12 protein-coding genes are annotated in these 11,005 nt (G+C 35.7%); 11 read left to right on the forward strand and 1 reads right to left on the reverse strand.

Going from position 1 to position 11,005, the window contains the following annotated elements; genetic code table 11:
- Nucleotides 1-430 precede the first annotated feature (430 nt).
- Nucleotides 431-1,042, reverse strand: coding sequence for a class II aldolase/adducin family protein (locus F6K22_RS17365; RefSeq protein ID WP_293100275.1), 612 nt, complete (start codon nucleotides 1,040-1,042; stop codon nucleotides 431-433).
- A gap of 546 nt (nucleotides 1,043-1,588) precedes the next feature.
- Here F6K22_RS17365 and F6K22_RS17370 point away from each other — a divergent pair.
- From F6K22_RS17370 to F6K22_RS17415, 11 genes are all read left to right on the forward strand, one after another.
- Nucleotides 1,589-2,944 carry a glutamine synthetase family protein gene (locus tag F6K22_RS17370; protein WP_293100278.1) on the forward strand — a complete coding sequence of 452 codons (1,356 nt, stop codon included), beginning with the start codon at nucleotides 1,589-1,591 and terminating at the stop codon, nucleotides 2,942-2,944.
- A 274-nt stretch (nucleotides 2,945-3,218) separates the two neighbouring features.
- Nucleotides 3,219-3,353 (forward strand): hypothetical protein, encoded by a 135-nt coding sequence (locus F6K22_RS17375; protein ID WP_293100281.1) that lies wholly within the window; start codon nucleotides 3,219-3,221, stop codon nucleotides 3,351-3,353.
- 12 nt (nucleotides 3,354-3,365) lie between these two features.
- The gene (locus tag F6K22_RS43535) at nucleotides 3,366-3,482 is read left to right on the forward strand and encodes a hypothetical protein (RefSeq protein WP_483244143.1); all 117 of its coding nucleotides are present in this window, start codon (nucleotides 3,366-3,368) and stop codon (nucleotides 3,480-3,482) included.
- 362 nt (nucleotides 3,483-3,844) lie between these two features.
- Complete coding sequence (locus F6K22_RS17380) at nucleotides 3,845-4,618, forward strand: restriction endonuclease (RefSeq protein ID WP_483244142.1); 774 nt, start codon at nucleotides 3,845-3,847, stop codon at nucleotides 4,616-4,618.
- Nucleotides 4,619-4,665: 47 nt separating this feature from the next.
- Nucleotides 4,666-5,934, forward strand: a complete 1,269-nt coding sequence (gene dcm / locus F6K22_RS17385; RefSeq protein ID WP_293100286.1) for a DNA (cytosine-5-)-methyltransferase — start codon at nucleotides 4,666-4,668, stop codon at nucleotides 5,932-5,934.
- A gap of 329 nt (nucleotides 5,935-6,263) precedes the next feature.
- A complete protein-coding gene (locus F6K22_RS17390; protein WP_293100288.1) occupies nucleotides 6,264-6,593 on the forward strand; it encodes a hypothetical protein in 330 nt (109 codons plus the stop codon).
- Between the two features lie 428 nt (nucleotides 6,594-7,021).
- Nucleotides 7,022-7,876 (forward strand): M48 family metalloprotease, encoded by an 855-nt coding sequence (locus tag F6K22_RS17395; protein ID WP_293100291.1) that lies wholly within the window; start codon nucleotides 7,022-7,024, stop codon nucleotides 7,874-7,876.
- Between the two features lie 132 nt (nucleotides 7,877-8,008).
- A complete protein-coding gene (locus F6K22_RS17400; RefSeq protein WP_293100293.1) occupies nucleotides 8,009-8,395 on the forward strand; it encodes a hypothetical protein in 387 nt (128 codons plus the stop codon).
- Nucleotides 8,396-8,800: 405 nt separating this feature from the next.
- Nucleotides 8,801-9,625: a hypothetical protein gene (locus F6K22_RS17405; protein WP_293100296.1), complete on the forward strand. Its 825-nt coding sequence runs from the start codon at nucleotides 8,801-8,803 to the stop codon at nucleotides 9,623-9,625.
- Nucleotides 9,626-9,634: 9 nt separating this feature from the next.
- Nucleotides 9,635-10,198 (forward strand): hypothetical protein, encoded by a 564-nt coding sequence (locus tag F6K22_RS17410; RefSeq protein ID WP_293100299.1) that lies wholly within the window; start codon nucleotides 9,635-9,637, stop codon nucleotides 10,196-10,198.
- 678 nt (nucleotides 10,199-10,876) lie between these two features.
- Nucleotides 10,877-11,005: helix-turn-helix domain-containing protein (locus F6K22_RS17415; RefSeq protein ID WP_293100301.1), on the forward strand; the 129-nt coding region annotated here is incomplete at its 3' end.

Here is an 11,005-nt window from a genome sequence, read left to right on the forward strand (position 1 = left end):
CTTATATTCAGCATATTTCGTTGTCTGGAGACTTTTCCACTACTCATATTGCACTCCTGTAATTTTTTGCTTTAACTTACTCTAAGATATTGATTCATTGTGTCAACCATCTAATAAAACTTTAGAAAATTTTTACAATTAAATACTTAATTATGATGTCCATATAATAAGTAATAAAAAAGTTTTTGTTTGTAGTATTGCTCTAGCCCTATCTATCTTCGAGCTAGAGCAATACTACGAGCTTTAATTATAACTATTCAACCGGAGATGAAATAAGGTACAGCTCAATATTCTCTTAACTGTAAATACCTCTAGAAACCCATTCTCTTATAACAGGACTTACGCAAAGTATGGAACCATATACCACCTATAGGGGTTAACGGCCGTTAACTCCTACTATATATAGCGGTTATGCGTAAGTCCTGATAATTTAAAAATTATCAATATCTACAAAATTCAACAAAATATTAGCAGCTTCATCTAAATCTTTACCAAAACAAATAATTCCATCCTCGTGACCTGCCATTACTAATATTTTTTCTACTCCTAAATTCTCTTCATCAAATAAACGAAACATTTCTTTTGCCATTTGTGGAGTACCATAAGGAACATCTGGATTAGAAGTAGGAACTTTAAACATAAGTTCTTGCCAAAGCTGATAATTATGAATATGAATAATACCCATAATTTCTGGTCGATAATAATAGATAGCAGCATGAGTTAAAGATTCAGAAGAAGCTTTTACAGGTCCGCAACAAGTTATACAATTTTCCTCAATATTAAAATCAGTAACTACTGTGTAATGTTCTGGTTTTAAAGTTGGGAAATGAGCAGTTTGAGTCCCAGAAATAATAAACTGATTGGAATTATTTATTCTCTGACTAACATTACCAAAACCAATGCCATTTTCGTAAACGCAAATTAATCCCAAGGAACGCATTAAGTCACGTTTTTTCATTAAATCAGTCAGACGAGCGATCGCTAGAGATTCTCCTTGAATCCAATGACAATGATATTTAATTACTCCCTCATCCATAACCATAAATTTAATAATTAAAAAGAACAATAAAGATTAATTGTATCATGGCTAATTTGTTCTAGGCAGTTGGCTAAATTAGTTATATAACATTACAAAAAAGTGGTAGGATATTGATAAAATTGAAATCTTGGAGAGCCAATATTTTAACTTAAGCTGATAGCTTTAAGCATTAAGCTATAGTATATAGCGTTTCTCAGGCTAATAAGATACACCTATATTTATTTCTATTCTATTCTATTCCCTATTCCCTCCATACCTGTTCCCTCCATACCTGTTCCCTCCATACCTATTCCCTAAAAGCGGAGCTTGGAGTAGGATGGGATGGCGAGGTCTCCCTAAGAATGCAGAGCCGCTCCGAAGTTCGCCATATCCAATCTCCCAAGAGAGAAGAAAAAAATTCCTTTTAACCAATCCTCAATGTTTTAAGAAGAGGTAATTGTTAATTATTAATTGTTAATTATTAATTATTGAACAGTATGGGAATTGCTATAGTTTGTGTGAGATAATAGTCAATAAAAATTCTAAGCTGGAATAACTTAACTTGAAAACATGAACAGCAAAAAACAAAATCAACCAAAAGACATTTTTAAACGTCTCAAAAAAAACGGTACAAAATTCGTCCGCGTTCTCTTCTGTGACAACGCCAATATCATCCGCTCCAAAGCATTCCATATTGACGTATTACCAGAACACTTCCATACAGGAGTCAGCATTACAGTTGCCCAACAAGCACTTCCAGTCATGTACGATGCCGTAATTTCTGAAACAGGTCTCACTCCTGTGGGAGAAGCTTGGTTAGTTCCCGACTGGTCTACCCTCCATACATTACCCTACACTCCTACTCACGCCAGCTTACTTGGGGATATCTTCAAAGATGGCTCTCCCTGGTCTTTGTGTCCCCGTACATTTCTCAAACGAGCGATCGCCACTGCGGAAAAAGCAGGTTTACAAATAAAGGCTGCCTTTGAAAACGAATTCTACTTACTCAAATCTACCTCTGATAGTATCACTCCCACAGATGATACAGTTTTTGCTTCTACCTTGGGGATGAATATTAACTGCGCCGTAATTGACGATATTGCGGATGCTCTAACTGCTCAAGAAATTCAAGTGGAAAGGTATTATCCAGAGTCAGGTCCTGGTCAACAGGAAATATCCATCCGTTATAGCGACGCTTTACAAGCTGCTGACAGACAAATAATTTTTCGGGAAACAGTGCGGGGAGTAGCTCTCAAACATGGACTCACTGCATCGTTCATGCCGAAAATTTTTGCTGACCAAGCAGGTAATGGTTGCCACTTACATCTGAGTTTGTGGGAGGGAGAGCAAAATATTGTTCCTGACTCAGATGGAATAGAGGGAGTCTCCAAAACTGCTCGTAGTTTCATTGCTGGAATTCTTGAGCATTTACCTGCTTTAATGGCGCTGACAACTCCAAGCGTTAATTCTTATCGTCGCATTCGCCCTCATTTCTGGAGTGGTGCCTTTCGTGCTTGGGGTTTAGATAACCGGGAAGCTGCTGTTAGGGTGCCAAGTAATTTTGCCCCACCGTCTCCCACTCATTTTGAGTTAAAAACTGTTGATGCTTCTGCTAATCCTTATTTAGCTCTGGGAAGTGTGATAGTAGCTGGTTTGGATGGGATTAACCGGGGTCTTGATGTTGGGGAACCTGTGGCAATTGACCCAGGAAATTTTACTCCCGCAGAAAGAGAGACGCGGGGAATAGATGCTTTGCCTAGTTCCTTGGGAGAAGCGATCGCTCACTTACTTAATGATGATGTTCTGCAAAATGCTTTGGGGTCTGAATTAGCTCAAGCATTTATTGGTGTTCGTCGTGCTGAGTGGGAAGCGATGAAGGATATGGAAATAGAGGAGGAGGTGAAGATTTTGTTGTCTAGATATTGAAATACTGAAGTTAATTTTAATAGTTTTGTTGCATGAGCATCTTGCTCTTTTCTGATATTTTGGGGTGGGTAGGATGCTCACCCCACTTATATTTATCAAGAGTAGAAAATGTCAGTATTATAAGGCGTTATAGATAATATTTTCTACTGTTTTTTTCACCACATTATTACTTGAGCGGTGCAAATATTTAGTCTTTGATAATATTTTATCGATCCTTTTGTATAATTATTGAAGTTCTTTGACAAAACTTTTATAATCAATAAAAAAATATATAATGAGCAACCCCAAACAAGATTCTAGAAAAATGTTTCTAGAATTAGAAAAAGCAGCATCAAAATTTTGGCCTACAGAATTAGCTGAAATGGAGACAGAGTTAAGTATAATGCCATTATTGTTAAAAACACAATAGCAATTTATTAAAATCTTAAGCATTGATGTATTAGAATTAGAGGATTTATTTACAATAGTAAACTCTTCAGCTTTATCAGGCAACTTATTTGTTAAGCATTTGGTTATTATGGCTGACTTTGGAGGATAAATGCTCAAACGTATCAGTAGAGAATTTAAAAATTTGTGTAAGCATTCAGCTAGCTCGCACTCAGCTCGAGCGCTTTTTGAATAAATTAGGCAAATAAATTAGGCAAATAAATTAGGCAAATAAATTATAAGCTGTTGTGTATCTAGATTTTATATTCTCTATATTGCCTTTGAGAAAAATTGAATATATAGTCTAAATACTAAATACCTTAGCTGATAGCTGTTTCGCTTTCCTAGGTCATGCTAAAGCAAACGCGACATGAAAAGCGTTAGCTCCTCTGTTTCGCTACGCGACATGTTTGCGGAGCATTTACGAAAAAGCGCAGCTCCTCCGGAGGAGGCAAGAGGCTAGCTGACGGCTGAATGCTTACAAATTTGTTTCCTAATAAAGAAATGAAATTTTATTGGAAAAATACTCAGCACATTTATAAGTTTCAAGCCTTACCTACAAAAACTTTAAGTAATCAAACTCTTAAAATTAATGGAAAAGACCTTTTTGTAAAACATTCTTTAGATGAAAGACAAAAAGATGCCATTGCGCTTCTTTTATTTGGAAGTTCTTACAGCAATGCTAATCAAGAAATTGCTTCAATATTAGCAAGATGTGAAATTGGTGATTATTTGGGTAAACCTAGTGAATTAGATAGTTTTATTAAGCAGCGATATATTTGGGTTAGTCGTATTACAGGAGGTGCAAAATCTAATGCTTTAGGTCATCTAGCCCAAAAATTTGTTGCTCAGTACATAAAAGATGAAATTGGAATTATTGGAATTGAAGTCAAATCTGATGCTACATTACCTAATGTAACTCATACTGACCAAACTACAGGACGCTTAACTTCATTTGATATTATAGTCACAAAAAATCAGAAATATGTAGCTATAGAAGTCAGTTTTCAAGTAACTACTAATAGTGTTATTGAACCTAAAGGAGGACAAGCAAAAGCTCGTTACGAACAAGTTGAAGCAGCAGGTCACAAAATTGCTTATGTTATAGATGGAGCAGGAAACTTTGAAAGACAGTCAGCCTTACAAACAATTTGTTTGCATAGCCACTGTACTGTGGCATTTTCTAAAAATGAGTTGTCAATTCTTTGTAATTTTTTGAGAGATTACTTAGAAAACAATAATGATTGAAAAAACTAGACAATTTACATACTATTTATATTTATAACAATTATAAAATGACTAAAATTCGTTTTATTGATTTATTTGCTGGTATTGGTGGAATGAGATTAGGTTTTGCACAAACTGCCGAATATTTAAACATTGAAACTGAATGTGTATTAAGTAGTGAAATAAATCCCGATGCTGGTTTAGTTTATGAGAAAAACTTTGCTGAATTTCCTTTAGGAGATATTAGCAAAATTGAAAAGTTACCAGCACACGAAATCTTATTAGCTGGATTTCCTTGTCAATCTTTTTCTTCTGCTGGTAAAAAAGCTGGATTTGGCGATACCAGAGGTACACTTTTTTTTGATATTACTAGATTAATAGATACATACAAACCCCAAGCTTTTATATTTGAAAATGTTCGTGGCTTGCTGACTAATGATAAAGGTAGAACTATCGAAACTATTAAACATCAAATTAAAAGTAGAGGGTATAGTTTTGACATATTTTTACTGAATAGCGCGAATTTTGATTTACCCCAAAATCGTCTCCGGGTTTATATTGTTGGAGTTTTAGACAAAACACCAAAATTTAATTTAATTTCTGACCTTGGTCCGAAAGATTCTCATTCTTATCAACCGCAACAATTATCTTTATTTTATCCTCTGCAAAAATCTGTAACTGTGGCAGATATTTTGGAAGATAATCCAGATGAAAAATATAATTGTTCGGAAAAATTTGTCACAGCGTTAAAACAAAGATTAAATGGAGACTTAAATAAGTTACATGGAATGAGATTAATTGATTATCGGGGTGGAAATTCGATTCATTCTTGGGAGTTGGGATTAAGAGGAAAATGTAGTCCTGATGAAATAGAATTAATGAACCGTTTGATTTTGAAACGGAGAAATAGTCAATTTGGTAAACATCAAGATGGTAAATTATTGAGTCAAGAGCAAATAGCTAGTTTTTTCACTCATCCTCAGTTAGATATTTTGCTCAATTCTTTAGTGATTAAAAATTATCTGCAAATAGTGGAGTCAAAATATAAACCAGTGGCAGGTAATTTTTCTTTTGAAGTCTACAAATTTTTAGACCCAGATAAAATTTCTGTAACTTTGGTGGCAAGTGATGCTAATAGATTGGGAATTTATCATCAAAATAGAGTCAGAAAAATTACTCCGAGGGAAGCTGCTAGATTACAAGGTTTTCCAGATAATTTTATTTTGCATCCTGACGATAATAAAGCTTACTATCAATTGGGAAATTCTGTAAGTATTAATGTAGTTAAAGCCGTAGCTCAAGAATTATTATTGAATATTATTTATAAAGAAAGTTAATTTTAAAGCAACGGTCATTTCAGTTGTCAGTTATTCAGTACCTCTTATGATTAGTAGACCACAAAGTAGGGACGTTGCATGCAACGTCCCAGAGCGGGTTATCATTTTTTTAATGTGGTTCATCTACTGGAGATTGCTTCCTTCCACTCCGTTCCAGTTGCAATGACATAATCACATCTAATTAAGTTAGCATACTGATAATTATGATACAACAGATTCCAGATTAATGTAGTCTAATTAATAAAAATATCCAATAATAAAAAATCAAATCAATTATTTCTCCCTACTCCCTACTGCCTACTCCCTATTCCCTCTTGAGGATAAATATAATGGAAAAATCTCTAGAATCAAAAGCAGAACAATTAGCAGTAATCGAAGCCAATGCAGAAAAAATAGCAGCTATTGCCTCTGAAGGATATAAACAAATTGCGGAAAAAGGTACGGTAATAATTTTTAGACAATTAGAGGAAAATAGTACAGTTTTAGCAGACTGGCAAGTGAAGTTTAAACCTATCAGTCAAATCCCATCAATAATTACTGATTGGCAACAAATGGGTTTAGAAAAATTGATGAACAATTATAATCCCGAAGTAACAGTAGTCTGTACTTTTTTATATCCAAATGGCAGCCATACCAGTTATCATTTTGAAATGGAATAATACCAAGTGCGATAAATTTTTACTACAAATATTTGAACTGTTTCTAGTAGTCAAGAGTCCTAGGGAAGATTTCCTACGGAATGCTCCTAATTACGCGAATCGCCCGTACAGTAGTCAGTAGAAATAGCTCTCTTATTATCATGTTTTGCCATGAAAGAATTTATTAAAACAAATCAGCATCTAACTTAAACTATTTTAGTTGACTAAATTATTCCCGCTCATTCTTTTTTCATGCATGGTATAACAAAGCTAAAGGCTGATAGCTCATGGCTGAATGCTTGGAGAAAAGGAAAACCGAACTTTTTGTCAAGTTTTCCGACCATAAGTAGATGAATAATCATAGTTACAATGAAATAGAAATTATGAAAAAGCAAGAACCACCAGATAATATAAATAGCAACCATTAGCCTTGAAAGGAGGCAACCTTTATGAACTTAGTAAAAACTGTAGCTTTGTTAGGTATACTTAGCGCCCTATTAGTTACAGTTAGTTATTCGTTAATAGGTGGGATAACTGGTGCTACAGTTGGTCTACTTTTAGCTGCTATAATGAACCTAGGTTCCTGGTTTTTCTCAGATAAAATTGCTCTGGCAGCTTATAAAGCTCAACCAGTAAGTCAAGCAGAAGCACCTGCATTATATGAAATGGTAGAAAAACTTTGCGATCGCGCAGGTCTACCTATGCCAGATGTTTATATTATTCCCACTGCTTCTGCTAATGCTTTTGCTACAGGTCGCGACCCTCATCATGCAGCAGTGGCAGTCACCGAAGGTATTATGAGAATTTTACCAGAAGATGAACTAGAAGGAGTTATTGCCCACGAACTTAGTCATATCAAAAATCGCGATACTTTTACTCAAGCAGTAGCTGCTACAATAGCAGGTGGAATATCTTGGCTAACTCAAATAGCTAGTTATTCGATGTGGTTTGGTGGGGGTTCAAGAAACGAAAACCGAGCTAACCCAGTAGTGATGTTATTAACCATCATGTTAGCTCCGATAGCTGCAAGTATCGTCCAAATGGCAATTTCTCGAACTCGCGAATTTGCTGCTGATGCGGGAGCTGGTAACTTAACTGGCAACCCCCGCGCTTTAGCTCAAGCTTTGCAAAGGTTAGAGCAGAATGCCAGACAAATCCCATTAAATGCTAATCCTGCTTTTGCACCATTATTAATTATTAATGGATTTTCCGGTAGAATGATGGCGAATTTATTTTCTACCCACCCATCGACAGAAGCGCGGATTGAAAAGCTGCTACAATTAGAGCAGAAATTATTGGGATAAGTTAGAAGTCAGAAGTCAGAAGTCAGAAGTCAGAAGTTAAATTCTTACTGTGACTAAATCTGAGAACTGAACGCTTATAGCTATATAATGTAAAGTGTAATCGGTTAATTAGTAAAATTAGGAGAAAAAATTATGACTGAACAAAATGTACCAAAAGAAAGAGCAATTGTAGAAGTAGAAAATGAATCAAGTGAAATTACTTCCACTTCTGGTGGCATCGACCCTAAGCAAGAAACCCAAGAATTGATGGAAGCAATCAAAAGATTGGCTCAGTCAGAAATGGAAGCTGCTGGAGAGTTTACCCGTGATAGTTATATTCAAGCAGTCAAACAAGCAAGGGAAACTATCGAAAGGATTAGACTTATCGATCCCCAGAAAATAGAAGAAACTGGTAAAAAGATAGAGAAAGATATCGAAACTAACTGGGAGACAACAGTGAAAGAAGTCCAGGATTTTGGCGATCGCTTAGTTAAAGCAGGTCAAGCAGCTTGGGATGTGTTGACTAAACCTAAAGAATAATTCTCCAAATTCTGATAAACGCAAAAATCTAGCATAGTAATAAATGTGGGGCGTGGGTTTTGCGCCCTACTTATAGATACTGAAGCTAATATTAGGGTATATTACAATATAAGTATAATCGCTCCAGACTTCAAATTAACTATATAATATTAGGAATTAGGAGTAATAATTCAGGCGGATATAGAGGGTCTCTTGTTGTTTGTATAAATTCAACATAAATACTTGATTCAACATAAATACTTGATTTATTCCTTCGATTATTAATTTTAGATAATAATTATCACTCAGTATTTTCAATTAAAATAAGATAAATTAACTATACAAAAATTCAGTAAATCCCCTCTTGTTAACAAAGAATTATATGTTTTATTATCAAAGGTAAAAAGAGATTGATTTTTCTAAAAAATGAAAGAGAAAATTGATTCAATTATCAATGGACTAATTCCCGAAATAACTAAAAACATATCAACAGCAGCAGAAACTGTTCAAGATGGAACTGCAAAAATGCTAGAACCAGGTGCAGGTCTAATTAACAACTATAATCATCAGGTTACTGAAAATCCACAAGCATTTGGTTTTGCTTTTGAACATTTACAAACGATTGGCTTTAATATTAGAGCTGGACTACAAGGCTCTGATAGTCGTGCTTCTCAAATTCCCACAGACGGAACCAAATATGCCCCTGATATTTATGTTGAAAAAGTAGGAAAAGTTATAGCAGAAATTCAAGCTAAAGCAGGTACATCTGAATATGTAGAAAAACAAGTTAATTCTGGTAATTATAAAAGTGATATACTGACTAATTCAGAAAATCCTGATTTAGAGGAAACAAAAACTATAATTAATGTAGATGGAATAGAAAGTTTTCCTGTTAGTAAAGACTTTGCTGTTTGGGTTGCTGAAAATCCCTATTTAGCTGCCGATCTAATGAAAGCTGCTGCACTGGTAGGAGAAGTAGGAGGAGCTGGCATTACAGGTGCAGCAATTAACACTACTATTAATATCTTGCTCCAGTCTATTAAAACTGTTGGAGCTTATTGTAGAGGAGAACAAGTACTTGATAAAGCCGAACTGGAAAAATTCCTTGAAGTAGCTATAAATGGCTTAAAAAGTGGTTTGATTCGAGGTGCTGCAATCAAGGTTATTCAAAAGTTAATGGGAGGAAATGCTTTTGCAGCTTTGGGCTTTACATTAGGCTCAGAAGTTATTCCTGTTTTAACTCAAGTTTGACAGGATAAAATGACTGTTGAACAAGCAATTAATCAAGTAGGACTAAAAGTATTTACTTCAGGTGTAATTACAACAGTTGTAATTATATATCCACCATTAGGAACAGTCTTATTAAGTACTTCAGTTATTCAAGCAATTTGGGTAGAAATTTCCCCAGAATGGCAAAAATTTATTATTCAAAAAGTAGCACCAACTGCCGCTATTGCTGCTGGAGGAGCAATGGTTTGTGCAGGAACTTCGGCAGGTACAGTAGTTACTGTTGCCTCTAGTTTAGGAGCAGCAGCTTCCACAGGTACAGCAATTAGTTCTTTAAGTGGTGCAGCAGCTACAAATGCTGCACTAGCTTGGTTAGGAGGTGGCACATTAGCTGCAGGTGGTGGTGGAGTAACTGCAGGTGCTGCAATTGTTTCTGCTATTTCTACAGGTGGTGCAGTTGTTGCTATTGCAGGTGTTGGTGTTATTGGAAAACAGGTTTGGGATCATCTTAGTGAAGAGCAACGACAAGCGCTCGCTGAAAAAATTGATAATTGTACTCCTGAAGAGGTGAAAGTTGCCTATGGAGTAACAGTATAAAAAGCTATTGAACAGTTTAATTCAGCCTCTAATTGGCTTGGAGATAGAACATCAAAAATTACTCGGTCTTCTCGGTCTGCAGTTTATGGTGCTGTAGGACTAGGAGTTAGTGCTTTCTTGGGAATATCACAACTATTTCAAAGGGATAACTATAGGTAACAAATCACTTTTTTGGCAAGTCTAACTTTGTAACGCCAACTCCCCTACATTATCTATAAATTTCAAACTTTTATCTCAACGTTGGTTGAAGACCCGGGCTCTCCATCCCCCCTAACCCCCCTTTGAAAGGGTAGGGCTGTTTCAAAGTCAAATAAATAATCGATATTTGGGGAGTTGGAGCACCTAATCCGGGATTTGGGGAAAAGTTACGAAAAACGGGCGATTTTCAGGGGTGGAGGATCGGAAAAATCCCCAAATAATCTTGGTGAAATCAAGGGAATTTCTGAAAAACCCATGGAATCAGCAAAATTATTTTTGGATAAATTTGGGGAAAATCCTGGGTAAAGGGTGGAAAATTCTCCCTTGCTCCCTGCTTCCCTGCTCCCCTTCTGCCTTAACCAAGAATGAAATAGCCCTGCCCTTTGAAAGGGGGGGGGAGCGACGCAATTGGAAAACCAATCAATGTTGTGGTTTCACATATAATATGCTAAAATGTAAATATTGAGAAGTAAACAGTAGATGGTCGAAAAAGCGTACAAATTTAGATTCTATCCAACTCCTGAACAGGAAAATCTGTTGCTCAGGACCTTGGGTTGCGTGCGTCTAGTCTACAACAAGGCTTTAGCAGCAAGGACTCAAGCTTGGTAT

The organism is Okeania sp. SIO2F4 (genome assembly GCF_010672385.1).
GTDB lineage: Bacteria > Cyanobacteriota > Cyanobacteriia > Cyanobacteriales > Microcoleaceae > Trichodesmium.

What these genes read in the sequence shown, in the direction of transcription:
- F6K22_RS17395 (WP_293100291.1), top strand. Translation starts at nt 7,022, where the DNA reads ATGAACTTAGTAAAAACTGTAGCTTTGTTAGGTATACTTAGCGCCCTA.
- F6K22_RS17410 (WP_293100299.1), top strand. Translation starts at nt 9,635, where the DNA reads ATGACTGTTGAACAAGCAATTAATCAAGTAGGACTAAAAGTATTTACT.
- dcm (WP_293100286.1), top strand. Translation starts at nt 4,666, where the DNA reads ATGACTAAAATTCGTTTTATTGATTTATTTGCTGGTATTGGTGGAATG.
- F6K22_RS17390 (WP_293100288.1), top strand. Translation starts at nt 6,264, where the DNA reads ATGGAAAAATCTCTAGAATCAAAAGCAGAACAATTAGCAGTAATCGAA.
- F6K22_RS17380 (WP_483244142.1), top strand. Translation starts at nt 3,845, where the DNA reads ATGCTTACAAATTTGTTTCCTAATAAAGAAATGAAATTTTATTGGAAA.
- F6K22_RS17405 (WP_293100296.1), top strand. Translation starts at nt 8,801, where the DNA reads ATGAAAGAGAAAATTGATTCAATTATCAATGGACTAATTCCCGAAATA.
- F6K22_RS17370 (WP_293100278.1), top strand. Translation starts at nt 1,589, where the DNA reads ATGAACAGCAAAAAACAAAATCAACCAAAAGACATTTTTAAACGTCTC.
- F6K22_RS17365 (WP_293100275.1), bottom strand. Translation starts at nt 1,042, where the DNA reads ATGGTTATGGATGAGGGAGTAATTAAATATCATTGTCATTGGATTCAA.
- F6K22_RS17375 (WP_293100281.1), top strand. Translation starts at nt 3,219, where the DNA reads ATGAGCAACCCCAAACAAGATTCTAGAAAAATGTTTCTAGAATTAGAA.
- F6K22_RS17400 (WP_293100293.1), top strand. Translation starts at nt 8,009, where the DNA reads ATGACTGAACAAAATGTACCAAAAGAAAGAGCAATTGTAGAAGTAGAA.